The following is a 25,291-nucleotide window of genomic DNA, read 5'->3' on the forward strand; positions in this document are numbered from 1 at the left end:
GAATCAAGGTTAGCCGCGGAAATCTTCATGGAGCAAGCCAAACAGCAGGTGGTCCTGCCAAACCCCGTTGATGCATAGGTAGCGCCGCGCCAGGCCTTCGCGGGTAAAGCCGCACTTCTCCAGCACCCGGATCGACGGCGCATTGGTGGGGATGCAGGCGGCTTCGACGCGGTGCAGGTTGAGTTCGCCGAACAGCACAGGCAACAGCACGCGCAACGCCGCGGTCATGTGGCCGCGATGCGCATAGGGCTCGCCGACCCAGTAGCCGATCGTGCCGGCCTGGACGATACCGCGGCGAACATTGGCGAGGGTCACGCCGCCGATCATCGCTCCGTCGGACTCCCGGAACACGATGAACGGGTAGGATCTGTCGGCTGCAATATCCTCCGCATAGCGGCGCAAGCGCCGGCGAAAGCCGGCGCGGGTGAGATCGTCCGACGGCCAGATCGGCTCCCACGGCGTCAGATAATTCCTGCTGGTTTCGCGCAGATGCGCCCACTGCAGGAAATCCGACATCTGTGGGGCACGCAGCAGCAGGCCACTGCCGCGCGGGGCAAGCGCGGCCGGGCCGCTTGATGGCAATCGAAACAGGGCCATGCGTCAAATTCCCCGATCCTTGAACCTTCAGCCGGTCGTCCCTCTGCTCTGACAATCGCAAAATTACTCGTTCCGGAGCCAATGCGACGCCAATCTCGGACCAAGAGTTGGCAGTCTTCAATGAAGGCGCGCCTTGGCCTTCGACTGGGTCAATCCTTCCGCAAAAGCGACCGCCGTGTCCAGCCCCCTTCCGCTGCCAAGGGCCACCACCGCCGGCCGGCTGCGCGATAAAAGGGCGCGCGCGGCGTTCCGCGTCGATTCCACGCTCACGGCATCGATCCTTGCCACCAGCTCCTCGACGGTCAACGGGCGGCCATAGGCCAGCACATGGCGCGCAAGCTGTTCGGCGCGGGAGCTGCAGCTCTCGAGCGCCATCAGCAGTCCTGCCTTCATCTGTGCCTTGGCGCGCGCGATCTCGGTATCAGTCAAGGTCTCGACGGCCTCATTGATCACATCGACGATCACTTCCATCATCTCGGGCGCGTCGCCGGGGTCGGTGCCCGTGTAGAGCCCGAACAGTCCGGTATCGGCATATGGCGCATGGAAGGTGTAGATCGAATAGCAAAGGCCGCGTTTCTCACGAACTTCCTGGAACAGCCGCGACGACATTCCGCCGCCGAGCGTATTGGTAAACACCTGCAGGGAAAACAGCGACAGATCGGTCTGCGGCACCCCTTCGAGCGCCAGCGTCAGATGCGCTTGTTCGAGTTCACGATGCACCACACGCGAGCCGCCCTTGCCGAACATCGCCGGCTGCGGCTTCGGCGCAGGCGCGTTGTTGAAGCGTGCAAATCGTGCCTCGGCCTCTTCAACCACCCGCCTGTGATCGACGGCGCCGGCTGCCGCGACCACCATATCCGGACCCCGGTAATGCGTCGAAAGGTAACCGCGCAGCATCTCGCGGTTGAAGGTCTTCAACGTCTTTGCCGTTCCGAGCAAGGAACGACCCATGGGCTGATCCGGATAACACAGTTCGTTGAGATGCTCGAACACGACGTCATCGGGCGTATCCTGCGCCGCGCCGATCTCCTGCACGATCACGCTTTTCTCGCGCTCCAGCTCGTCCGGCACGAAAGAGGGATCGGTAAGAATGTCCGAGAGCACGTCGAGCGCGAGCGGCACATCGGCCTTCATGACGCGCGCATAATAGGCCGTGGTCTCGGTCGAGGTGCCGGCGTTGAGATCGCCGCCGACTGCCTCGATCTCCTCCACAATCTCGCGCGAGGTGCGCCGCGTCGTGCCCTTGAACGCCATATGTTCAAGCAGATGCGAGATGCCGTGTTCGTTGGGCCGTTCGTCCCGGCCGCCGACGCCGGCCCAAACTCCGAGCGCCGCGGTCTCCAGATGAGGCATGGTATCGGTGATGACGGTAAGGCCGGAGGGAAGCTTGGTAACGTCAACGCTCATCCGGCAACTCCTGGTACGGTGGATTTGACATGCGCCACTGTGGTTTCCTGCTGCGACCTCTGCGAATTCAGACCCGGGACACCAGCTTTGCGGCGCGGCTGACCGACTGCACGAAACGCGCGACTTCCGCGCGATCGTTTTTCATCACTTCGATGCGCTCGGGCCTGGTCATCAAACCCGCAAGCCATGGCGGCAGCTCCGGCCGAACGCCGCAGGCCGCCTCCACGGCATCGGGAAATTTCGCCGCATGCGCCGTCGACAGCACGATATTGGGGATTTTCGAAACCGGCGTGTCCCGGTCGGCCACCGCCAGCGCCACCGCGGTGTGGGGATCGACGAGATCCCCGGCTTCGCGCCAGACCGCGCGGATCGCGGCGCTGGTTTCGGTCTCATCGGCGCGGCCGGCGTCGAATTCCTCCCGGATCGCCGCCAGCACGGAATCGGGAAGCACGAAGCGGCCCGACTGCCTGAGCGATTCCATCAGGCGGCGGACGACGCTTGCGTCGCGGCCGCTCGCCTCGAACAGCAGCCGTTCGAAATTCGACGAGACCTGGATGTCCATCGATGGCGAGGTGGAGGCGTGAACCTCTCGCACCTCATAGATGCCGGTCTTGAGCGTGCGCGGCAGGATATCGTTGACGTTGGCGGCGATCCGCAGCCACCTGACCGGCAAGCCCATCCGCTTGGCGACGAAGCCGGCAAAAATATCGCCGAAATTGCCGGTAGGCACGGTGAAATCCACCCGCCGCGCCGGCGCCCCCAGCGCCACGGCGGACGTGAAGTAATAGACGACCTGAGCCACGATCCGTGCCCAGTTGATCGAGTTCACCCCTGAGAGAGCGACCGCGTCGCGAAAACCATGATCGTTGAACAGCTCCTTCACGATCGCCTGGCAATCGTCGAAGGTACCTTCGATCGCGAGCGCATGAACATTGCCGGCGCCGGTCGTGGTCATCATTCTGCGCTGAACGTCGGAAATCCGTCCGTGCGGAAACAGGACGATCAGATCGACATTGTCGAGCCCGGCAAAGGCCTCGACCGCGGCGCCGCCGGTGTCACCCGATGTTGCGACCACGATGGTGGTGCGCTGCGCCCGCCGCGCCAGCACGTGATCCATCAGCCGCGAGATCAACTGCATGGCGACGTCCTTGAACGCGAGCGTCGGACCGTGGAACAGCTCCAGCAGGAATTGGTTGGGACCGGCCTGGTCAAGCGGAACCACCGCGGGGTGGCGGAACGTGGCGTAGGCCTCATTGGCCATGCAGCCGAGATCGGCATCGGAAATCTCGCCGCCGACGAAGGGGCTGATCACATCGACCGCGACTTCCCAATAGGGACGACCGAAAAAATCCGCGATCGCCTGCGGCGAAAGCTGGGGCCAGGCTTCGGGCACGTAAAGACCGCCGTCGCGGGCAAGCCCGGTCAGCATCACGTCACAGAAGGAAAGGACCTCAGCCTCTCCCCGCGTCGAGACGTATCGCGTCAAAACCTGCCCTCCAAAGGCTCCGACGTTCTGTCAAGCCTTTGATCTGAATAAATAATATCCTTTGCCAGAGGCAAAGCCGCGCGGCACCATAGAGCGTTTTCCGGCGAAGTGGAAACCGCTTCTTCTTCACCTTCTCGAAAGACAGGCGCAGTTCGGTCGCTTCCGCAACCCGTAACGCTAGCGAAAATCGATCCGGCCGGCCCTGATCGCGACGCAACGGCGCCCACCCGGCCCGCCTCTGCGGTTGCTTCGGACGCGGTTCACCGCGCCAGCCGTGAAGCCTCGCGGAAAGCGGCTCATCAGCCAACCCTGGGAGTGTGCAATGGATGCCAGACCATCTCTAATTGACGAGGGTCATGGTGAGATAGCAATGTTCAATCAAGGCGCCATCAGCGCGAACAAAGGGAAAGTTCATGTCTCGGCAAAATGGAACCAGAGTGCTGGTCGAAAAGATCGAGGACGCCATTGAGCAGGCCGAGGATCTTGGATTGGCGTTTGTTGCCGGGATATTGATGATGGCGCGTCTGGAAGCCATGCAAACAGATTTGATGACTACACCGGACGCGCAGACGAAAGGCGTCGGTGACGGCCGGGGCCGCAGCAAATAAGACAGCGACCGTCTGTCGGCCAGGCCCGCCCGCCCCTCACCCTGGGTGGCGGCGCCACCACGCCAGAAATGCAATCACGACGGCCGCGGCCAGTGCGAACCAGGTGATGGCGTATTGCAGGTGATCGTCTTTCAGACGCACCTGAAGCGGACCCGGTTTCGGAATGCCGCCTGGCGGCACCGGCTGCTCCAGATCGACATAGAACGGCGCCACCTCGCCCCAGCCGAGCGACGTGGCCATCGCCAGATGATCGCGGGCGAACCACAATCGCTTGGCGGGATTTTCCGCAGGGGTCAAAAGGCCCTCGGTTTCGGCAAAGCGGATGTAACCGGTCATTGTCACCGGCTCGCCGGTGACGAGCGGTTTCACCGCGCGATCCTCAAGGCCCCGGTCCTGCATCGTGTTCTGCACAAAGCCGGCATTCACCACGACGGTTTCGCCGCTCGCCAGCCGCGCCGGCATGAAGGCCCAGGTGCCAGGGCCCGAAATATCGTCGCGCACGGCTGAGCCGGAGCTGTACACCATGGCATCGCGGGCGGATGTAAAGCTCGCCTTGAAATCTACGCGGCGGAACTCATCCTTTTCCGGCCTCAACGCATTCCACTGCGAAGGCAGTGGAAGCGCTTCGGGCGCGGCAGCGAGCCGCTCGGTCAACGCCGCGATCAACGCGTGCTTCTCGAGGCGGCGCTGCAACTGCCACAGGCCAAGCGCCGTGAACACCGCCACCATCGCAAGCGTGAAAACGCCGAAGCCGAGGCGTCGCCGTCCGGCTGCCGTCATTTCGGTTCCAGGCGGCCCGGCTCGGCCTTGTGGTGGAACTGCAGCGCGACCAGAAGCGCTTTCATCGATCGCAAAGGCAACAATGTGGTGGCCAGAATCAGCGGCAGCCACAGCACCGCGTGAAGCCAGAACGGCGGCTGATATTTGACCTCCACGATCAGCGCACAAGCGACGACGACCGCGCCGGCAAGCATGATGATGAAGATGGCGGGTCCGTCGCCGGTATCGATAAACGCGTAGTCCAATCCGCAGGCGTCACATTTCGGCCGGAGCGTGAGGAAGCCGGCGAAGAGCTTGCCCTTGCCGCAGCGTGGACATTTGCAGCCAAGCCCGCGCAGCGCGCTTTGCAAAAGCGTCGGCGTCACGAACGGATGACTGTCGGATTGGTTCATAACAGGTGATTTTATCACAGGGAAAGGGCGGCACGGCTTTTCACAACCGAAATGGTGCAAACAAAAAGGGCGGCTCCTGGCCGCCCTTTGCATTCTGACCTGTGACCGGCTACTCCACGCCGACCCTGCCGCCGCCAGTGCCCCAAACGTAGATGCAGGCGAACAGGAACAGCCAGACCACGTCGACGAAATGCCAGTACCAGGCTGCGAACTCGAAGCCGAGATGCTGCTTGGGCGTAAAGTGGCCGGCATAGGCACGAGCAAGGCACACGATCAGGAAGATAGTGCCGATCAGAACGTGGAAGCCGTGGAAGCCGGTCGCCATGAAGAAGGTCGCGCCATAGACGTTGCCTGAAAACGCGAAAGCGGCATGCGCATATTCATAGGCCTGCACGCAGGTAAAGCTCGCTCCCAGCAGGATCGTGAGTATCAAACCGTATTTCAGGCCCTGGCGATCGTTCTCCAAAAGCGCGTGATGCGCCCAGGTCACGGTGGTGCCGGAGGTCAACAGCAGCAGGGTGTTGAGCAGCGGAAGATGCCAGGGATCGAAGGCCTCGATGCCCTTGGGCGGCCAGGTGCCGGGCACGTTGCAGGCGCCTGCCGCCGTGCCGGCGCCGCAGCCGAAGATCGCGTCGCGCGCCGCATGCACCGCATCCGCGGGAAACAGCGCCGAGTTGAAGAAGGCCCAGAACCAGGCAACGAAGAACATCACCTCGGAGGCGATGAACAGGATCATGCCATAGCGGTGGCTGATCTGCACCACACGGGTGTGATCGCCCTTGTACTGGGCCTCCCGGATCACATCCATCCACCAGCTCGCCATGGTGTAGAGCACGCCGATGGTACCCAGGCCGGAAATGACCGGCGCCAGCGCAAACATGTGGTGCATCCAGCTGATCGCACCGACCGCCATGACGAAGACCGAAACCGAGCCGACGATCGGCCAGGGGCTCGGATCGACGAGGTGGTAATCGTGATGCTTGACTTGCGCCGTAGCCATTTTGCGGTCTCTCCGTTAGCGGTGCCTGTTCGGCACCTTCGTCTCAAAAATCAGATCTCGGGCGGTGTCGATCAGAGGATTTGCTTCGAAGCGCCTCACAGGTTGCCCTTGGGTTTGTCCGCCTCGCCCGCGGCAAGCGGCTTCGCCGCCGGATCTCGCAGGGGGTAGAAGGTATAGGAAAGCGTGATGCTGTTCAGCCCGTCATTATCGCTGTCCTCGACGATCGACGGGTCGACATAGAACACCACGGGCATTTCGCGTTTCTCACCAGCTGCCATGGTCTGCTCGGTGAAACAGAAACAGTTTATCTTCTGGAAATACGCGCCGACCGTGAGCGGCGCCACGTTATAGGCGGCCTGTCCGGTCGTGGTTCGCGCCGATTGGTTGGTCACGGTGTAGAACACGGTGACCACTTCGCCGATCCTGACTTCGATTTCGGTCTGTTCGGGCGCGAACTTCCATGGCAGTCCGCCCGCGACGTTGGAATCGAAACGTACCACGATCCTGCGCGCCAGCGGCCCACCTGAAGGCGCCGATGTCGCCACCTGCGTCGTGCCGTTGAAGCCGGTGGCCCGGCAAAACCAGTTGTAGAAAGGTACGGCCGCATAAGAAGCGCCGATCATCAAAACCACCACCAGGCCGCACACCGCTGCGACCAGCGCGTCGCGCGTCACTCCGCTGCGCAAGGCCGTCTTGCGGCTCGCGGCGGGCATCTCGCGTCGGGTCGGCTCGTTGGTCATCGCTACATCGGCCGCATCAGGACGGCCGGCCCCTTGACCATGGTGACCGCGAAAAACAGTACGACAAGCACGCCGAGCGCGAGCGCAATGGCGATCGAGCGCTCACGGCGGCTCTTCTTCTGTGCCTCGGTGAGGACAATTCCGTCTGGCTCCCGCTTGTCGTCCATTGTCATTGCCATGCGCCTCCTACCAGATCGACGACGCAACCGCGCGGGCGACGACCTCGATCAGCAACGTCGCAAACAGCGCGAACAGATAAAATATCGAAAACGCGAACAGCCGCCGCGTCACCCGCGACGCCTCGCGGCCTTGGCGCAGCCGGTAGACGTTGATTGCGAAGGCCAGCATCGCGGCGCCGAGAAGCAGCGAAGTCACGCCGTAAACGGCGTCGAAATAACCGAGCGGCCATGGCGCAACAGCGACCGCGGCCAGCACGATCGAATACAGCAGGATCTGCAGCCGCGTTGCATCGGGGCCGGCGACCACGGGCAGCATCGGCACGCCCGCGCGGGCGTAATCGTCGCTGCGGAACAGCGCCAGCGCCCAGAAATGCGGCGGGGTCCAGAAGAAGATGATCAGGAACAACAACAGCGGCTCGACCGAGAGCGACCCGGTCGCCGCGGCCCATCCCACCACCGGCGGCAAGGCGCCGGCGGCGCCGCCGATCACGATGTTCTGCGCGGTCCGGCGCTTGAGCACCATGGTATAGATCACGACGTAAAAGAAGATCGTGAACGCAAGCAAGGCGCCCGCGATCCAGTTGACGAGAATGCCGAGCGTCATCACCGAGAAAAACGCGAGCGTCATGCCGAAGGCCAGGGCCTCCTGCGGCGCGACGCGTCCGCGCGGGATCGGCCGGTTCGCGGTGCGCGACATCTTGGCGTCGATGTCGCTTTCGTACCACATGTTCAGTGCGCCTGCGGCGCCGGCACCGACCGCGATGCAAAGAAGCGACGTGAATGCCATCACCGGATGGACGTGAACCGGCGCGATCACAAGTCCGACCAGCGCGGTGAAGACCACCAGCGACATCACCCGCGGCTTGAGAAGCGCGATGTAATCGGCAACATCGGCTTCCGAAATCCGCGGCGATAGTTCCAGGGCGTTGTGATCGACAACCGACAAGATCGTTCTCGCTTCTTCTTGAAGAGCGCAGCGCGCCAAACGCGCTGCGCGCCTCGTCACTGCACGCGCGGCAGGACCTCGAACTGGTGGAACGGCGGCGGTGAAGGCAGCGTCCATTCCAGTGTGGTCGCACCTGCGCCCCACGGATTGTTGGCGGCCTGCTGCTTGCGCACGAACGCGTCGACGACACCGTAGACGAAGATCAGCACGCCGAAACCGGAAATATACGAGCCGATCGACGATACCAAATTCCAGCCGGCGAAGGCGTCGGGATAGTCAACGTAGCGGCGCGGCATGCCGGAAAGACCGAGGAAGTGCTGTGGGAAGAACACCAGGTTGACGCCGATAAAGGTGAACCAGAAGTGCGCCTTGCCGATGGTCTCGTTGTACATGTAGCCCGTCATTTTCGGGAACCAGTAGTACCAGCCGGCAAAGATCGCGAACACCGCGCCCAGCGACAGCACGTAGTGGAAGTGCGCCACTACGTAGTAGGTGTCCTGCAACACGCGGTCGACGCCGGCATTGGCAAGCACCACGCCGGTCACGCCGCCGATGGTGAACAGGAAGATGAAGCCGATCGCCCACAGCATCGGCGTCTTGAACTCGATCGAGCCGCCCCACATCGTGGCGATCCAGGAGAAGATCTTCACCCCGGTCGGCACCGCGATCACCATGGTGGCGGCGACGAAATAGGCCTGCGTCGCCGACGACATGCCGACCGTGTACATGTGGTGCGCCCACACGACGAAGCCGATGCCGCCGATCGCCACCATCGCGTAAGCCATGCCGAGATAGCCGAACACGGGTTTGCGCGAGAAGGTCGAGACGATCTGGCTGATCATGCCGAAGCCGGGCAGGATCAGGATGTAGACCTCGGGATGGCCGAAGAACCAGAACAGGTGCTGGAACAGCACCGGATCGCCGCCGCCTTCGGCAGAGAAAAACGTGGTGCCGAAATTGCGGTCGGTCAGCAGCATGGTGATCGCACCCGCAAGCACCGGCAGCGACAAAAGCAGCAGAAACACGGTGACCAGGATCGACCACACGAACAGCGGCATCTTGTGCAGCGTCATGCCGGGCGCGCGCATGTTGAAGATCGTGGTGATGAAGTTGATGGCGCCGAGAATAGAGGAGGCGCCGGCCAGATGCAGCGAAAGGATCGCGAAATCGACCGCCGGTCCCGGATGGCCCGAGGTCGACAGCGGTGCATACAGCGTCCAGCCCGTTCCCGGACCGAGAGCGCCGGGCTCGCCTTCCATGAAGCAGGAGATGATGAGCAAGGCAAAGGATGCCGGCAAAAGCCAGAACGAGATATTGTTCATGCGCGGGAAGGCCATGTCCGGCGCGCCGATCATCAACGGCACGAACCAGTTGCCGAAGCCGCCGATCATCGCCGGCATCACCATGAAAAAGATCATGATCAGACCGTGTGAGGTCACGAACACGTCGTAGAGGTGGGTTTCGTGGAAGAACTGGATGCCCGGGTACATCAGCTCGGCGCGGATCGCGATCGACAGCGCGGCGCCGATGATTCCGGCGATGACCGCAAACACCAGGTACATCGTGCCGATGTCCTTGTGGTTCGTCGAATAAACGTAGCGCCGCCATCCGGTCGGGTGATCGTGCGCGTGATCGTCATGGGCGCTGTGAGCTGCGGTGGTTGCCATTTTCAAATCCTGCCTTGCAATCCTTCAAAAGACCTTCTCGGTCGGCTCGCCCCTGTCATTTGCGACGGCGCCTGAAGCCCTGGAAAATCCTGGTGCCTGCTGCGCCCAAGTGCTTACTGCGCCGCTGCGCCCGCCGAAGCGAGCGCATTCGCCGGGTTGGCGGCAAATTTCTTCTTTGCAGTCTCGACCCAGGCTGCAAATTCCTGGTCGCTCACGACCCTGACGGCGATCGGCATGAAGGAGTGATCCTTGCCGCACAATTCCGAGCACTGGCCGTAGAACATGCCGGTCTTGGTCGCCTTGAACCAGGTTTCGTTCAACCGTCCGGGGATGGCGTCGATCTTGATACCGAAAGCCGGCACCGCGAAGGAGTGGATCACATCCGCACCCGTGGTCTGCACACGGATTACCTTGTTGACCGGCACCACCATTTCGTTGTCGACACCGAGCAGTCGGGGCTGCTTGTCCTGAGCCAGGAGCGAATCGAATTCGAATTTTCCGTTGTCCGGATAGGCGTAGCTCCAGTACCACTGCTTGCCGGTGGCCTTGACGGTCAGATCGGCCTTGGGAAGGTCGAGTTGCAGGAATAAAAGCCTGAAGGACGGGATCGAAATCCCGACCAGGATCAGCACCGGAATAAGCGTCCAGGCCACTTCGATCAGGGTGTTATGCGTGGTCCTGGAGGGTACCGGGTTGGCGCGGGCATTGAACCTGACGACGACGGTGACCAACAGCGCCAGAACGAACAGCGTGATGAGGGTAATGACGACCAGAAGCCCGTTATGGAACGCCGTGATGAAATCCATCACCTCGGTCGCCGATCCCTGCAGCCTCATCTCCCACGGCGCCGGTTGCCCCAATTCGGCGAACGCCGATCCGCATGTGACCGATGCAACGCCTGCCACCGCCAACGCCAGCAATCGCCGGCCCATTTGGCCCATCGACATCTTCATGCCGCTCGTGCTCCCTTGATAATTCCCAAAAGCATTTCCGCCGGATAGCGAACAATGCTGGACGATCCGCCCCTGACGGCCCGTCAGGTACTTCGGAAGTACGCGGGCCAGATCGTCGAAATCCAGCCTCTCAAACCATAATTCGCGCCCTCTCGCAATGCAGTCGTGAGCCGGAAACAGCGCGTTGGCCTCCATTCGGCGAATGTCACCTTTTCGAAAAGAATCAGGCAAAAGCAACCGCCGGGCGGCTGGCGTGGCTTGACAGGCGCTTTACCCGATGTAGGCACGGGCGAGGCGCTCCCGAGGAGCCCGATTCGCGACCTGGGAAACGGCTGATGCCGACGCGGAATCGCCTTTAAGTGGTCCGATTCTGGCGCTCGCATTCGGTTAGCCTGCGAGAATTTCAGGAAACAGGGACCACTTGCAAATACAAGATACTAGTGTCCTGATTCCGAAGTTCGCATCATTTTGCAGCGACACCGTTTGCGAACTTCGGAATCGGAAGGACACTAGCAAGTCATTGTTTCTAGTGTGGCTTTGGTTCAGAAGTCCGCATGACGAACTCGCGAGCTGCAATGATGCGGACTTCTGAACCGCCACACTGGTGGAGTTTGGGATTTGACATGACCAGCTTGCAGCCAGACAGGCAGCAGGTCTCGGCTTCACTGCAATGGCCGCGTCATGTCGTCCTAAAGTCTATTCTCGACGGGCGGGCCTACCCATACTACCCAAGGAAACAATCACGGGACCGACCCTGATGGCGCCTTCGAAACACCGGGCAAATTGCCTCCATCCAACCCGACAGCACTGGGTGGGCTACGCTCTCGCGCTACTGTTCTGGCTGGGCCTGACGACGGCGGCGGGCGCCCAGGGCGCGGTGAGGTCGGTTCACGGCGACTGGCAAATCCGCTGCGACACCCCGCCGGGCGCGCAAGCCGAGCAATGCGCCCTGATTCAGAGCGTGGTAGCCGAGGACCGCTCCAATGCCGGGCTCACGGTCATCGTGCTCAAGACCGCTGACCAGAAAAGCAGGCTGATGCGGGTGGTCGCGCCGCTCGGCGTGCTCTTGCCTTCCGGACTGGGCTTGAAGCTCGACAATGTCGACGTCGGCCGCGCCGGGTTCGTCAGATGTCTGCCCAATGGTTGCGTGGCCGAGGTGGTGATGGATGACAAGCTGCTGGGACAGCTGCGGACCGCGAAGACGGCAACCTTCATTATTTTCGAGACCCCTGAAGAGGGCATCGGATTCCCGCTCAGTTTGAACGGCTTGGGCGAAGGATACGACAAGTTGCCGTGAGGCAATGTGCCTCGCTGGGTGATCGCCTCAAAGACCTCCCTTTTTCACCAGTCGCAACTATCTTGGAGACATCTTCACAAGCCCTGCAGCGCGCCCCGAAACCGCGGGTTACGGCGATGTAAGGCGATCGCTTGGCGGCTTTCTGCTTAACTCGCCAAGCCCATTTCAAGATGGGTTCCCCCTCGGCGGAATGAAAAGAAAAACTTGGAGCACTTGATGACCCCCCCGACCTCGCTTCTCGACCGAGCCAATCTCGACCGCAATTCCGTCCGCGATCAGCTCGGCCGCGGGCTTTCAGGCGCCGACGACGGCGAATTGTTCCTGGAGTACAGCCAAACCGAAGCGCTGATGTTCGACAATGGCCGGCTCAAGCAGGCGACCTATGACACCTCCCAGGGTTTTGGGCTGCGTGCGGTAAAGGACGATGCCGTCGGTTATGCGCATTCCTCCGATGTCTCCCTGCCCGCCTTGATCCGCGCAGCCGACGCAGTTGCGGCCGTCCGTGGTGGCTACAGTGGAACTTTCGCGGCGGCGCCGGCGCACACCAATGTGCGGCTCTATGGCGACGAAAATCCACTGGATGCGCCCGGTTTTGAATCCAAGGTGAAACTGCTGGCCGAAATAGACGCCTATGTGCGCGACAAGGACCCGCGGGTGCGCCAGGTGACGGTCAGCCTGGGCGCCACCTGGCAGGTGGTCGAGATCCTGCGCCCGGACGGTGAGAGCTACCGCGACATCCGCCCACTGGTGCGGGTCAACATTTCCGTGGTCGCAGGCCAGGGTGATCGCCAGGAAAGCGGCAGCAAGGGGTACGGCGGCCGCGAGGGCTATGCCCGTTTCATCGACACCAAGGCTTGGCGCGAGGCCGCCGACGGCGCGATCCGCGAGGCACTGGTCAACCTCGAATCGGTTCCGGCACCGGCCGGCGAAATGGATGTCGTGCTCGGGGCCGGCTGGCCTGGCGTGATGTTGCATGAAGCCGTCGGCCACGGGCTCGAGGGCGACTTCAACCGCAAGAAGACGTCGGCTTTCGCCGGGCTCATGGGCCGGCAGGTAGCGGCCAAGGGTGTCACGGTGGTTGATGACGGCACGCTGGCCGCGCGCCGCGGGTCATTGTCGATCGATGACGAGGGCACGCCGACCAACCGTACGGTGCTGATCGAGGACGGCATCCTCGTCGGCTACATGCAGGACCGCCAGAATGCCAGGCTGATGAACATGAAGCCGACCGGCAATGGCCGCCGCCAGGGTTATGCGCATGTGCCGATGCCGCGCATGACGAACACCTACATGCTGGCGGGCCATCGCGATCCCGCCGAAATCATCGCCTCGGTCAAAAACGGCGTCTACGCCGCCAATTTTGGCGGGGGCCAGGTCGACATCACCTCGGGCAAATATGTGTTCCAATGCACCGAGGCCTACAAGATCGAAAATGGCAAGGTCGGTGCGCCTCTGAAGGGCGCGATGCTGATCGGCAACGGGCCGACCGACCTGCACCGGATCACCATGATCGGCAACGATCTCGCGCTCGACACCGGTATCGGCACCTGCGGCAAGCACGGCCAGGGCGTGCCGGTCGGCGTCGGCCAGCCGACGCTGCGGATGGAGCGCATTACGGTCGGAGGAACCGGCGGATGAGCGTCAATCGGGAAGCCATCGGCGCAAAGGCGCGGAGCTGGGCGGTGCCGGTCGTACAGTTCCTGGCGGCGATATTGATCGTGTTCGTTGCCAAGGGCGCGATCGCGGAACCGTTCTACGTGCCGTCGGGCTCGATGGAGCCGACGCTATTGATCGGCGACGCCCTGCTGGCGTCGAAATACCCCTATGGCTATGGCACCGCCTCGCTGCCGATCCAGATCAACCTGAGCGAAACCGGACGCGTGTTCGGCGAGACGCCCAAGCGCGGCGATGTCGTGGTGTTTCGCTGGCCCGGCGACAGCTCGCAGGCCTGGGTGAAACGCGTGGTCGGGCTGCCCGGCGATCGCATCCAGATGCGCCAGGGCCAACTGTTCATCAACGATCGCCCCGCGTCGCTGAGACCCGACGGCATCGGCGAAGCCGAAGACGAAAGCGGCAGCAGCGAGCCCGCTTATCGCTTCATCGAGACTTTGCCGGGCGGCGTGCGCCACGCGATCTTCAAGCTTCGCGACAATGGCCGGCTCGACAACACGCCCGAGGTGAGGGTGCCGCCGGACCATCTGTTCGTGCTCGGCGACAACCGCGACAATTCCGCCGACAGCCGCGTCCCGGTTCGCGAAGGCGGCGTCGGGTTGCTGCCTGTCGACAATCTGATCGGGCGCGCGGATGCGGTGATCGGATCCTGGGATCTGGGCATCCGCCGGCAACCGGTGTGGACATGGCTGTCCGGTTTCCGGCTGGCGCGATTCTTTACCTCGGTGCGTTGAGGCGGACCGCACCTTCGCTCGTGGCGCGGATTTGACATTTGCCCGTAACAGCGAATTCGCGATGCAAATCTCAGAATCGGAAGATTAGCTGCAGCACGCGCTTTTGCCGTCCCGCTGGACCGGCGGGCAAGGCACCGTGCCGTAGGAGCAGAATACGCAGCAGTCGCCCGCTTTGGGTTTCAGTTTTTTGCCACAGCCCTTGCAGAGGTAGAAAAACTGGCAGGCATCGAGCGGCATGGTCTCGACGGCCTCAAAACCGCAGGCGGGGCAAGTCAGTTTCGATTCGAGCCGCATCGCCACTCCCGAAATCCCGCTAGAAATAGGTCGTCAAGTCGGTCAGCCACTGCGGCGAAGCTGCGACCAAGGCGGCCTCCAGCCTCTTGTCGGCGCCGCTAATGTTCGCAACGCCGATCACGATGAAGGCCGCGCCGAGCAGGCTCTTGCCGAGCTTTCCGGCCGACATCAGGCCATCGCGAGCGCGCATTAGGGTCGCGCGCGACAGAAGTCCGAACAGGACCAGCGGCAGTGCCGCACCGACGCCAAAGATCGCCATGGTCAGCGTCACCCTCGGCAGGTCCTGTCCCTGTGAAGCCAGAAGCGACGCAGCACCGAGCGTCGGGCCGACGCAAGGCGACCAGACCGCCCCGAGCAGGAGGCCGATCGCGAATTGCCCTGCGAGCCCGGACGCCGCGAAATTCCCGAATCGCCGGTCAGCCCAGTTCGACACCGGTCCCCCCGCCACCGCAAGCCGCGCCTGCCAGGAGGGAACCATCAGAACCGCGCCGAGCATTACCATGATCGCTGCCGCGGCCAGGCGAAACGTGCCGGCATCGATGCCGAGGCCGAATCCCGCCAAGGCGAGCAGGAGGCCGAGCCCCGTGAACGACAAAGCGAGGCCTCCGGCCACGGCGAACGCACCCAGCGGATGGGCGGTCACCGCGGCCGCCAGCACGATCGGTACCAAGGGCAACACGCAGGGCGACAGGATCGACAGAAGGCCGGCGACGAACGCCAGGGCGAGCGTGGTCACCGGGATCAGAGGCTCTGGTCGAGAAGTGCCGCGATCGAGGCTTCCCTGGTATCGCCGACCGAGCGGCCTTGCTCCCTGGCTCCCTTGAAGACAATCAGCGTCGACTGCATCTGGGCGCCAAACTCTTTGACCACCGGTTTCATCGCATCGAAATCGACGCGGAAAATCTTCAGGTCCTTGAATTTCGGATCCGCGGTCAGCTTCTCGAGAATCGGATTCTGCGCCTTGCAGGTCGGACACCAGTCGGCGTGGATTTCGACCAGGATGGGGCTGCCCTGTTCCTGCGCCGCCTTGAAGGCTTCGGCCGAGAATGGGACAGCTCTGTTGGCCCAGGCGGGCGCAAGGGTCAACACCAAGGCTGCCGTAACAATCGCCCCGTTAAGAAACCTGCGCGTTAACATCGTCGTGAGCTCCTGTTCTGACTTCGCGCTCCCAAAAATCGGGCCATCACGGCCGACCGCTTGTGGGCGCAACCCGGTTACGATCCGGATGCTGCGGATGTTACCTCACGACGCCCGAGGTGAAGCCCGGCTTGCGTCGGGGCGGCTTGATGTCTTTCTTCAAAAAACAGTGAGCATCTCTGCCGATGTATCCGGGTCGGGCAAAGGTCCAGGCCCGGCATCTGTTGTCGGCCGCGCAAGCCGCCTTGCAGATCTCGTCGCCGTCGCCGCGCTTGAGTTCGAAGCTGCGGTAATCGCCGCCATAGCGGTCGATCGAGGTTTCGACCCCGCTGTTGCGCGGTTCGACCACGCCTGCGCCGCGCACGCCGGAAACACAGCAATCGTCGGAAGCCCGCGCCGGGACGCTGTTCTTCAGCCAGCAAAGCGCATTTCTGGAGATGTCGCTCGGATAGTTGAAGCTCCACGCCCGGCAGCGCCGGTCGCGCTCACACAGCAGCGCGCACTCGGCCGGATCGCCCGATGGCACCACCACATTCATGTAATCGCCACCCGGCCGATCAAAATTGGCCTGGGCGAAGGCCGATTCCGTGGCCGTTGCAGCTGCAACAAAACCGAGCGTCATCAAACACGCCCGGAGCAGGCGGCCTACCCACATTCGCGATGCTTTCAAGTAATCGGACTTAACGGACTTAACCGCATTTCGCGGCCTGGTACCGCACGATCTGAAGTCCCTGCAGTGCAAGTCGCGAGTTCTCCCCCAGGGACTTCAGGTCGATAAACGGTACTAGAATCTTTGAATTACGAATGCCGGTGACTTTCCGGAGTTCGTGAAAAGGTGCTGCTGAGAAGGAGCACGAACTTCGGAAAGCGGGCATTCGCCATTTGATCGCCGCGAACCTGTACGGCAGATGAACGGCGGAATCCGGCCATTCAAGCCGACGGCTGGCAGGAAATGTTATCGGACCCAATCAGTTGCAGCTAGAACGCGTATTCATCATAGGCCGGTTCTACCGAGCCACGCCAAGGACCATGAAACTTCGCGAGCATTTCCTCGGCAGGGGTGTGTCCGCAATCGACGATCCGGTCCAGCGGCTCTAGATGACGCGTCTCGTCGCGTCCGGAGTGATCGATATGGCCGCGCCGGCGCAGGCCGGCATGCGACAGCGCAAGGCACTCCTTGGCGATTTCGAACAGATAACGGTCCCTGATCCTTGCCTTGAAGCCAAGCCGCGGCACGTCATCACGCAGCAACTGACGCTCGCACGCGCTCCAGGTTCTGACCATGTCCCACGCGCCATCGAGGCTGAGATCGTCGTACAAAAGTCCGACCCAGAACGCGGGCAAGGCCGGAAGCCGCCCCCACGGCGCGCCGTCGGCGCCGCGCATTTCCAGATAACGCTTCAGCCGTACTTCCGGAAAAATCGTCGAGAGGTGGTTGGCCCAGTCCGACAGCGTCGGACGCTCGCCGGGAAGCGCCGGATTTTTTCCCTCGAAGAAATCGCGGAACGATGATCCCGCTACATCGATATAGGTTTCCCCGCGCTTGACGAAATACATCGGGACGTCGAGCGCGTAGTCGACCCAGCGCTCGAACCCCATGCCGTCCTCGAAAACGAAAGGAAGCATCCCGGCCCGCGCATTATCGGTATCGCGCCAGATTTCGGAGCGGAACGACAGCAGCCCGTTAGGCTTGCCTTCGGTGAAGGGCGAATTGGCAAACAGCGCGGTCGCGACCGGCTGCAGGGCCAGCGACACGCGGAGCTTCTTGACCATGTCGGCTTCGGAGGAGAAGTCGAGATTGGTCTGCACGGTACAGGTGCGATACATCATGTCGAGGCCGTAACGGCCGACCTTCGGCATGTAGTTGGTCATGATCTTGTAGCGCCCCTTCGGCATCATCGGAATCTCGGCGCGCGACCACGACGGCGTCATGCCGAGCCCGAGAAATCCGATCCCCAGGGGGGTTGCGATTTCGCGCACCTGGGCGAGGTGCGCCATCAATTCGCTCTGTGTCTGATGCACGGTTTCGACCGGGGCGCCCGACAATTCGAATTGTCCCCCCGGCTCCAGCGAAATCGCGCCGCCGCCGGTGACGTCGTAAAGCCCGATGATATTGCCGCGCTCCATGATCGGTTCCCAGCCGAGCAGGAGCTTCATGCCTTCCAGCAGCGCACCGATGCCGCGCGCGCCCTCATAAGGCACCGGACGATGCCCGGCCAGCGTGAAAGGCGTCTTCTCGTGTTCGGTGCCGATCCGGAATTCGGAAGGCGGCTTCACGCCCGCTTCCAGCCACGCGATGAGTTCGGCGCGCGACTGCAGCGGCGTCATATCGATCTGGTCACGCGCCATGCAGGTACCGGATGCGGAGCGTTTCGACCAAACGCGTGCGGCGGCTAGTGTCCCGGTTCTGACATTCGTATCGTATCGCGGCGGGTTCGTTTACGAATGTCAGAACCAAAGGGACACCAGGTAAATATAGGATTCTGGTGTGGTTTTGGATTTGACATTCGCCTTTGAGGACTCGCGGCGATACTGAAGCGAATGTCAAATCCTCCACACTAGGACATCCGCAAACCCGGTGGTCCGCGGATGTGAGAGGTGAGGAGAATATCATCGAGCTGGCGCGCCGTCTCTTGCGGCAAGCGATGGCGCCTCGCCGCACGAGCAGCCCAGCCGGTCGAGCAGGGAGCATAGCTTTACGGCATCGGCGTCGGACAGTTTCGAGCCGACATGCTTTTCGATCGCTGCGGAATAGGCGCCCCACATCTTCTTCTGCAGTTCACGTCCGGCCTCGGTGATCTCGACGAACTGGCCGCGTTTGTCGATCTTGCACTCGCGGCGCGCCGCCAATTGCTCGTCGACCAGCCGGTCGATCAGCCGCGAGGTCGAGTATTGCGGCAGCAGCATCTGTTTTTCGAGTTCCACGGGGCGCAATTCGCCCGATGGCGCGCGCGACAGTTCGAGCAGCGCGTCGTACCAGGCCAGCGGCGGAAACCCCGCCTTTTTCAAGTCTTGCTCGACGGCGTTGAGCACCCGGGTCTGGACTCGCATCAGGCGAATCCAGGCGGCGGTTGCCTCGCTCGACGGTTTGCGTTTCATGGCGGCTTCCATAGATGACGGGAAGGAGTGTAGCGCACTTAATGCAGCTGCATCAATGTTGACTATTCATGCAAATGCATTTAGTTACTGCATCGTCCGTTTGACATGACCCAGGGGAAGGAATTTCCGATGAAGCTCTACTACGCGCCTGGAGCCTGCTCGCTGTCGCCCCATATTTCCCTTCTGGAAGCCGGCCTGCCGTACGATCTGGTCAAGGTCGATCTGGGCGCCAAGAAGCTGGAGAATGGCGACGACTATCTGAGGGTCAATCCCAAGGGCCAGGTGCCGGCGCTTGTCCTCGACAGCGGCGAGATCGTGACCGAAGGTCCCGTGATTTTGCAGATGATTGCCGACAAGGTACCGGCCAAGCACCTCGCACGCGCCCGCGACAGCGCTGAGCGCTACAAGCTGCAGGAATGGTTGAACTTCATCACGGCGGAATTGCACAAGAGCATCGGCCCGCTGTTCAGTTCGGCGCTTTCCGACGACGCCAAGGCCTTCTTCAAGAACCGCGCGACGGGCAAGTTCAGGTTTATCGATGGCAAGCTCGCCGGTCACGACTATCTGATGGGCAAGCAGTTCACGGTCGCCGACGGCTATCTGTACGTCATGCTGAGATGGGCCGAAGCGTTGAAATTCGATCTTTCAGAGATGCCGAACCTCCTGGCCTATAAGGCCCGCGTCGCGGCGCGTCCCAAGGTGCAGGAAGCGCTCATCAAGGAAGGCCTCGTTAAGGCGGCATAGATCTGCCGGTCATTCCGGGGCGATGCAGAGCATCGAACCCGGAATCTCGAGATTCCGGGTCTGGTGCTAACGCACCATCCCGGAATGACGGCCAATCTTACGCCGCAGCCTGCTTCTTCGGCGGGAAGCGGCCGTAGAAGGTTTCACCCTTTTCCACCATCTCGATCAGGAGTTTTGGCGGGGTGAAGCGCGAGCCATATTTGGCCTCGAGCTTGCGGCACAGCTCGACGAACTTCTTCGTCCCCATGAAATCGATATAGGACAGCGTGCCGCCGGTGAACGGCGCAAAGCCGAAACCGAGGATCGAACCGACATCAGCCTCGCGCGGATCGGTGATGACGTGATCCTCCACGGTGCGCGCGGCTTCCACCGCCTGCACCACAAGGAAACGCTGCTTCAGCTCCTCGACATCGAGCGTATCCGGATCAAGGTGCTTCGGCTGCAGGCTGCTCAACAGCGGCCACAGGCTCTTCTGGCCCTTGCCCTTCTCCGGATAGTCGTAAAAGCCCTTGCCGTTCTTGCGGCCGAAGCGGCCTTGCTTCTCGACCATCTCGATCATCAGCTTCTTCTGCGCCTGGTCGACGGCATTCGCACCGAGATCAGCTTCGGTCGCCTTCATGATCTTGAGCACAAGGTCGAGCGCCACTTCGTCCGATAGTGACAACGGCCCGACCGGCATGCCTGCCATCTTGGCAGCGTTCTCGATCATGGCCGGCGGCACGCCTTCCATCAGCATTTCGAGACCCTCGGCCGTGAAGCGCAGCACGCAACGGTTGGCGAAGAAACCACGGGAATCATTGACCACGATCGGCGTCTTGCCGATCTGGCGCACGTAATCAAGCGCCGTGGCAAGCGCGACGTCGCCGGTGTTTCGGCCGACGATGATTTCCACCAGCATCATCTTCTCGACCGGCGAGAAGAAATGGATGCCGATGAATTTCTTCTGATCCTTGAATTCCTCGGCGAGCGAATTGATCGGCAGCGTCGAGGTGTTGGAGGCGAAGATCGCATCGTTCCTGACGAGCGGCTGCGCCTTGGCATAGGTCTCGGCCTTGACCTTTCTGTCCTCGAATACGGCTTCGATGATCAGATCGCAATCCTTCAACACGGCGTAATCCGCAGTCGCAGTGATGCGGGAGAGGATGGCGTCGCGGTCGGCTTCCCTGGCGCGGCCCTTTTTGATCAGATCGTCGATTACCGATCTGGCGTGGGCCTTGCCCTTGTCGGCGCTTTCCTGGTCGCGATCGATCAGCACCACGTCGATGCCGGCGCGCGCCGAAACGTAGCCGACGCTGGCGCCCATGAAGCCGGCACCGATGACGGCGAGCTTTTTGACCTTGGTCGGCGGCACGTTCTGCGGACGCCGCGCGCCCTTGTTCAATTCCTGCATCGACAGGAAGAGAGAGCGGATCATCGCGGCCGCTTCCTTGCTGCGCAGGATTTGCGCGAAGTAGCGCGACTCGACGCGAAGCGCGGCGTCGATCGGCAGCTGCAGGCCTTCGTAGACGCATTGCATGATCGCGCGCGCCGCCGGGTAATTGTCGAAGGTCTCGCGGCGGTAGATCGCGTTCCCTGCCGGGAACATCATCATGCCGTTCTTGGAGTAAACCGGACCACCCGGCAGCTTGAATCCTTTCTCGTCCCAGGGCGCCACAGCCTTGCCGCCGCCCTTGATCCAGTCCTTGGCGGCCTTGATGAGGTCGCTTGCCGGCACCACGGCGTCGATCAGCTTCAAGGCCTTGGCCCTGTCAAGCGCGACCGCCTCGCCCTTGAGGAGCATCTGCATCGCGTCCTGCGGCGGCACGATGCGCGGCACCCGCTGCGTGCCGCCGGCGCCGGGGAAAAGCCCGACCTTGATCTCGGGCAATCCCAGACGCGTCTTCGGATTTTCGGCGGCGACGCGATAATGGCACGACAGCGTCAGTTCAAACGCGCCGCCGAGCGCCAGCCCGTTGATCGCAGCGACCCACGGTTTGCCGCTCGTCTCGATGGCGCGAAACACCAGCGAGGATTTGCGGCTTTGGTCGAACAGCATCTGATTGGCCGCGACCTCGCCCTTGGCCTTGAAGAGATCGGCATAGCGGCGGTTCATGCCTTCCAGCATCGACAGGTCGGCGCCAGCCGAAAACACCTCCTTGCCGGAGGTGACGACAACGCCCTCGACGGCGGCGTCATTGGACGTCTGCTGCACGATCTCCTCGAGCTCGATAATCGAGGTCTCGTCGAGCACGTTCATCGAACGGCCGGGGATGTCCCACGTGACCAGCGCAATGCCGTCGGCATCGTTCTCAACCTTGAAATTCCTGAAGGCCATTTGTCGCTCCCTTCGATCACTGCGTAGGGTGGGCAAAGGCGCTCTTCGCGCCGTGCCCAGCATCTATCGGCTTGTTATCTGGATCGGTGGGCACGCTTCGCTTTGCCCACCCTACCGCCTAAACTCTTTCGATGATCGTGGCGGTTCCCATGCCGCCGCCGATGCATAGCGTGACCAAGGCGGTCGACTTGTTGCTGCGCTCGAGTTCATCGAGCACGGTTCCCAGAATCATCGCGCCGGTTGCGCCGAGCGGATGGCCGAGCGCGATAGCCCCGCCATTGACGTTGATCTTGTCGTTGTCGATCTCGAAAGCCTGGATGTAGCGCAAAACCACAGAGGCGAACGCCTCGTTCAATTCGAACAGGTCGATGTCGGATTTCTTCATGCCTGAGCGTTCGAACAGCTTTTCAGTCACATCGACCGGACCTGTGAGCATCATCGCAGGCTCCGAGCCGATATTGGTGAAGGCGCGGATTTTGGCGCGCGGCTTCAGGCCGTGCTTGACGCCGGCCTCCTTGCTGCCAAGCAGGACGGCGGCGGCACCATCGACGATGCCGGAGGAATTGCCGGCGTGATGGACATAGTTGATCCGTTCGATCTCGGGATGGGACTGGATCGCCACCGCATCGAAGCCGCCCATCTGCGCGACGGTGACAAATGAAGGCTGCAGCTGCGCAAGCGACTGCATCGTCGTGGTGGGACGCATGTGTTCGTCCTTGGCAAGAATCGTCAGCCCGTTGACGTCCTTGACCGGGATTACCGATTTGTCGAAGCGCCGCTCCTCCCAGGCCTTGCCGGCGCGTTGCTGGCTCTGCACCGCATAGGCGTCGACATCGTCGCGCGAAAAGCCGTACTTGGTCGCGATCAGGTCGGCGGAGACGCCCTGCGGCATGAAATAGGCCGGCACCGCGATCGAGGGATCCATCGGCCAGGCACCGCCGGAAGACCCGATGCCGACCCGGCTCATGGACTCAGCGCCGCCGCCGATGGCAAGCTCATGCTGTCCGCTCATGATCTGCGCTGCGGCAAAATTCACGGCATCAAGGCCGGAAGCGCAGAAGCGGCTGATCTGCACGCCCGGGACGGACTGACCGAGCCCGGCCTTGAGCGCGGCGAAGCGTGCGATGTCGGAGCCGGCCTCGCCGACCGGATCGACCACGCCGAGCACCACGTCATCGACGACGTCCTCGGCCAGATTGTTGCGCTCCTTGAGCGCCTTTAGCGGTGCGGTCGCCAGCGCCAGCGCGGTCACCTCGTGCAGCGCGCCGTCGGGCTTGCCGCGGCCGCGCGGCGTGCGAACGTGATCGTAGATATATGCCTCAGGCATGACGCCCTCCTGGTATGAGGATCATAATTTTATACCGTCTGGAAGCAGGCCCCGAATTCCTTGGCAGCCCGCCAGAAAGATTTGCTCCGCTCAGAAGGCTTCGGCAGCCAATTCCATCATGGTCGCGCTTCCGCTCTGGATGCGCGCCAGATGCGCCGATGTTTCCGGCAGCACCCGTTCTATGAAAAACCGGCCCGTCACCAGCTTGGTCGTCAGATAGGGCGTCGCGCCACCGCCCGCAATCTTGTCATGGGTGACCTTGGCCATTTTCGCCCACATGTAGCCGAGCGTGACAAGGCCAAACATCTGCAGGTAGTCGGTCGCGGCCGCACCGGCATTGTCCGGTTTCATCATGGCGTTCTGCATCAGCCAGGTGGTGGCCTGCTGCAAATGGCCGAGTGCGGCGGAGAGCGGCGTGACAAAGGGCTTCATGGCCTCGTTGGCGCCGTGCTCCTTTGCAAAGGAGGCGACCTCGTTGAAAAAGGACATCACGGCTCGGCCACCATCGCGCGGCAATTTGCGTCCGACCAGATCGAGTGCCTGAATACCGTTGGCGCCCTCGTAGATCATCGCGATGCGCGCATCGCGCACGAACTGCTCCATGCCCTGCTCGGCGATGTAGCCGTGACCACCGTAAATCTGCTGCGCGGAAACCGCATTGGCAAAGCCGGTGTCGGTGAGAAAGCCTTTCATGACCGGCGTCATAAGACCCATGTGATCGTCCGCCTCCTGGCGGTCCTTGGGATCGCTGGAGCGGTGGGCGACGTCGCTCTTCAACGCCGTCCACACCACCATCGCCCGCGCCGCCTCGTTGAAGGCACGGATGGTGAGCAAGGTACGCCGCACGTCCGGATGCACGATGATCGGATCGGCCGGCTTGTCCGGCGCCTTGGCTCCCGAGAGCGAGCGGCCCTGCAGGCGGTCGCGGGCGTAGGCAGCGGCGTTCTGATAGGCCACCTCCGACTGCGCCAGGCCCTGCACCGCCACGCCGAGCCGCGCCTCGTTCATCATCACGAACATGCCTTGCATGCCCTTGTTTTCCTCGCCGATCAGCCAGCCGGTGGCGCCGTCGTAGTTCATGACGCAGGTGGAATTGCCGTGAATGCCCATCTTGTGTTCGATCGAACCGCAGGTCACGCCATTGCGCGCACCCAGCGATCCGTCGGGTTTGATGAGAAACTTCGGCACCACGAACAGCGAGATGCCCTTGATGCCGCTTGGCGCGCCTTCGATCCGCGCCAGCACCAGGTGGATGATGTTTTCGGTAAGGTCGTGCTCGCCGGCGGAAATGAAAATCTTGGTCCCGGTGATCTTGTAGCTGCCGTCGCCCTGCTTGACCGCCTTGGTGCGCAACAGGCCAAGATCGGTGCCGCATTGCGGCTCGGTGAGATTCATGGTGCCGGTCCATTCGCCGGCGACCATCTTCGGCACGAACATCGCCTTTTGTTCAGCGCTGCCATGCACGATCAGCGCCGCGGTCGCGCCCATGGTGAGGCCGCCATACATCGCAAACGCCATGTTCGCCGAACACTGGAATTCGTTGACGGCCTGGCTGAGGGTTATCGGCAGTCCCTGCCCGCCATATTCGGTGGGCGCCGAGAGCCCGAGCCAGCCACCCTCGGCTACCTGTTTGAATGCTTCCTTGAAACCCTTCGGCGTTGTCACGCTGCCGTCCGCCTGACGGGCGCAGCCCTCGAGATCGCCGACCCGGTTGAGCGGCTGGAGCACCTCTTCGCTCAGCTTGGCCGCCTCTCCCAGAACCGCTTCGCGCACGTCGGCGGAAGCATCGCTGAAGCCGGGAAGATTGTCGTAGCGATCGATCTGAAAAACATCGTTGAGCAGGAAATTCACATCTTCCAGGGGAGCTTTGTAGATCGGCATGGCAGTCCTCTTCCCGTGCGAGCCATTCGTTTATGAAA

The 25,291-nt window shown here is 62.2% G+C and carries 25 protein-coding genes; 5 read left to right on the forward strand and 20 right to left on the reverse strand.

Annotated elements, in window-relative coordinates:
* Positions 1-9: 9 nt before the first annotated feature.
* From VNX23_RS05975 to thrC, 3 genes are all read right to left on the reverse strand, one after another.
* Positions 10-597 (reverse strand): GNAT family protein, encoded by a 588-nt coding sequence (locus VNX23_RS05975; RefSeq protein ID WP_325628260.1) that lies wholly within the window; start codon positions 595-597, stop codon positions 10-12.
* A 117-nt stretch (positions 598-714) separates the two neighbouring features.
* Complete coding sequence (locus tag VNX23_RS05980) at positions 715-2,004, reverse strand: pitrilysin family protein (RefSeq protein ID WP_325628261.1); 1,290 nt, start codon at positions 2,002-2,004, stop codon at positions 715-717.
* 67 nt (positions 2,005-2,071) lie between these two features.
* Positions 2,072-3,490 carry a threonine synthase gene (thrC, locus tag VNX23_RS05985; protein WP_325628262.1) on the reverse strand — a complete coding sequence of 473 codons (1,419 nt, stop codon included), beginning with the start codon at positions 3,488-3,490 and terminating at the stop codon, positions 2,072-2,074.
* A 437-nt stretch (positions 3,491-3,927) separates the two neighbouring features.
* On the opposite strand from thrC, the gene VNX23_RS05990 reads away from it, so the two are divergent.
* On the forward strand, positions 3,928-4,098 hold the full coding sequence (locus VNX23_RS05990) for a hypothetical protein (RefSeq protein ID WP_325628263.1): 171 nt from the start codon (positions 3,928-3,930) through the stop codon (positions 4,096-4,098).
* A gap of 36 nt (positions 4,099-4,134) precedes the next feature.
* Here the strand turns inward: VNX23_RS05990 and VNX23_RS05995 are convergent, their stop codons facing one another.
* From VNX23_RS05995 to coxB, 8 genes are all read right to left on the reverse strand, one after another.
* Positions 4,135-4,878: an SURF1 family protein gene (locus tag VNX23_RS05995; protein WP_325628264.1), complete on the reverse strand. Its 744-nt coding sequence runs from the start codon at positions 4,876-4,878 to the stop codon at positions 4,135-4,137.
* The gene (locus tag VNX23_RS06000) at positions 4,875-5,270 is read right to left on the reverse strand and encodes a DUF983 domain-containing protein (protein WP_325628265.1); all 396 of its coding nucleotides are present in this window, start codon (positions 5,268-5,270) and stop codon (positions 4,875-4,877) included. The genes VNX23_RS05995 and VNX23_RS06000 overlap by 4 nt, the downstream gene beginning before the upstream one ends.
* Positions 5,271-5,379: 109 nt before the next feature.
* A complete protein-coding gene (locus tag VNX23_RS06005) occupies positions 5,380-6,270 on the reverse strand; it encodes a cytochrome c oxidase subunit 3 (protein ID WP_325628266.1) in 891 nt (296 codons plus the stop codon).
* 95 nt (positions 6,271-6,365) lie between these two features.
* Entirely contained in the window at positions 6,366-7,010 is a 645-nt protein-coding gene (locus tag VNX23_RS06010; protein WP_414642951.1) for a cytochrome c oxidase assembly protein, read from the reverse strand.
* A gap of 2 nt (positions 7,011-7,012) precedes the next feature.
* A complete protein-coding gene (locus VNX23_RS06015) occupies positions 7,013-7,189 on the reverse strand; it encodes a CoxF protein (protein WP_414642952.1) in 177 nt (58 codons plus the stop codon).
* 7 nt (positions 7,190-7,196) lie between these two features.
* The gene (locus tag VNX23_RS06020) at positions 7,197-8,135 is read right to left on the reverse strand and encodes a heme o synthase (protein WP_325628267.1); all 939 of its coding nucleotides are present in this window, start codon (positions 8,133-8,135) and stop codon (positions 7,197-7,199) included.
* A gap of 56 nt (positions 8,136-8,191) precedes the next feature.
* Positions 8,192-9,802 carry a cytochrome c oxidase subunit I gene (ctaD, locus tag VNX23_RS06025; RefSeq protein WP_325628268.1) on the reverse strand — a complete coding sequence of 537 codons (1,611 nt, stop codon included), beginning with the start codon at positions 9,800-9,802 and terminating at the stop codon, positions 8,192-8,194.
* A gap of 113 nt (positions 9,803-9,915) precedes the next feature.
* Complete coding sequence (coxB, locus tag VNX23_RS06030; RefSeq protein WP_325628269.1) at positions 9,916-10,755, reverse strand: cytochrome c oxidase subunit II; 840 nt, start codon at positions 10,753-10,755, stop codon at positions 9,916-9,918.
* Between the two features lie 757 nt (positions 10,756-11,512).
* Here coxB and VNX23_RS06035 point away from each other — a divergent pair.
* The 3 genes from VNX23_RS06035 (at position 11,513) to lepB (ending at position 14,457) form a co-directional block, all read left to right on the forward strand.
* Entirely contained in the window at positions 11,513-12,052 is a 540-nt protein-coding gene (locus tag VNX23_RS06035; protein ID WP_325628270.1) for an invasion associated locus B family protein, read from the forward strand.
* 216 nt (positions 12,053-12,268) lie between these two features.
* Complete coding sequence (tldD, locus tag VNX23_RS06040) at positions 12,269-13,690, forward strand: metalloprotease TldD (RefSeq protein ID WP_325628271.1); 1,422 nt, start codon at positions 12,269-12,271, stop codon at positions 13,688-13,690.
* Positions 13,687-14,457 carry a signal peptidase I gene (gene lepB, locus VNX23_RS06045; RefSeq protein ID WP_325628272.1) on the forward strand — a complete coding sequence of 257 codons (771 nt, stop codon included), beginning with the start codon at positions 13,687-13,689 and terminating at the stop codon, positions 14,455-14,457. The genes tldD and lepB overlap by 4 nt, the downstream gene beginning before the upstream one ends.
* Positions 14,458-14,541: 84 nt before the next feature.
* Here lepB and VNX23_RS06050 read toward each other — a convergent pair whose 3' ends face one another.
* The 6 genes from VNX23_RS06050 to VNX23_RS06075 form a co-directional block, all read right to left on the reverse strand.
* Positions 14,542-14,751, reverse strand: a complete 210-nt coding sequence (locus VNX23_RS06050) for a GDCCVxC domain-containing (seleno)protein (RefSeq protein WP_325628273.1) — start codon at positions 14,749-14,751, stop codon at positions 14,542-14,544.
* Positions 14,752-14,770: 19 nt separating this feature from the next.
* Positions 14,771-15,487, reverse strand: a complete 717-nt coding sequence (locus VNX23_RS06055; protein WP_325628274.1) for a cytochrome c biogenesis CcdA family protein — start codon at positions 15,485-15,487, stop codon at positions 14,771-14,773.
* Between the two features lie 5 nt (positions 15,488-15,492).
* Positions 15,493-15,888, reverse strand: a complete 396-nt coding sequence (locus VNX23_RS06060; RefSeq protein WP_325628275.1) for a thioredoxin family protein — start codon at positions 15,886-15,888, stop codon at positions 15,493-15,495.
* Positions 15,889-15,988: 100 nt separating this feature from the next.
* Positions 15,989-16,510, reverse strand: a complete 522-nt coding sequence (locus tag VNX23_RS06065) for a PAN domain-containing protein (protein WP_325628276.1) — start codon at positions 16,508-16,510, stop codon at positions 15,989-15,991.
* Between the two features lie 356 nt (positions 16,511-16,866).
* On the reverse strand, positions 16,867-18,237 hold the full coding sequence (locus tag VNX23_RS06070) for a glutamate--cysteine ligase (protein WP_325628277.1): 1,371 nt from the start codon (positions 18,235-18,237) through the stop codon (positions 16,867-16,869).
* 261 nt (positions 18,238-18,498) lie between these two features.
* On the reverse strand, positions 18,499-18,987 hold the full coding sequence (locus VNX23_RS06075; protein ID WP_325628278.1) for a MarR family winged helix-turn-helix transcriptional regulator: 489 nt from the start codon (positions 18,985-18,987) through the stop codon (positions 18,499-18,501).
* Positions 18,988-19,116: 129 nt separating this feature from the next.
* On the opposite strand from VNX23_RS06075, the gene gstA reads away from it, so the two are divergent.
* Entirely contained in the window at positions 19,117-19,731 is a 615-nt protein-coding gene (gstA, locus tag VNX23_RS06080) for a glutathione transferase GstA (RefSeq protein ID WP_325628279.1), read from the forward strand.
* Between the two features lie 97 nt (positions 19,732-19,828).
* Here the strand turns inward: gstA and VNX23_RS06085 are convergent, their stop codons facing one another.
* From VNX23_RS06085 to VNX23_RS06095, 3 genes are all read right to left on the reverse strand, one after another.
* Positions 19,829-22,045: a 3-hydroxyacyl-CoA dehydrogenase NAD-binding domain-containing protein gene (locus VNX23_RS06085; RefSeq protein ID WP_325628280.1), complete on the reverse strand. Its 2,217-nt coding sequence runs from the start codon at positions 22,043-22,045 to the stop codon at positions 19,829-19,831.
* Between the two features lie 118 nt (positions 22,046-22,163).
* The gene (locus tag VNX23_RS06090; protein WP_325628281.1) at positions 22,164-23,372 is read right to left on the reverse strand and encodes an acetyl-CoA C-acetyltransferase; all 1,209 of its coding nucleotides are present in this window, start codon (positions 23,370-23,372) and stop codon (positions 22,164-22,166) included.
* A gap of 90 nt (positions 23,373-23,462) precedes the next feature.
* On the reverse strand, positions 23,463-25,253 hold the full coding sequence (locus VNX23_RS06095) for an acyl-CoA dehydrogenase C-terminal domain-containing protein (RefSeq protein ID WP_325628282.1): 1,791 nt from the start codon (positions 25,251-25,253) through the stop codon (positions 23,463-23,465).
* Between the last annotated feature and the right edge of the window lie 38 nt (positions 25,254-25,291).

It is taken from the genome of Bradyrhizobium sp. (assembly GCF_035570375.1).
Lineage (GTDB): Bacteria > Pseudomonadota > Alphaproteobacteria > Rhizobiales > Xanthobacteraceae > Bradyrhizobium.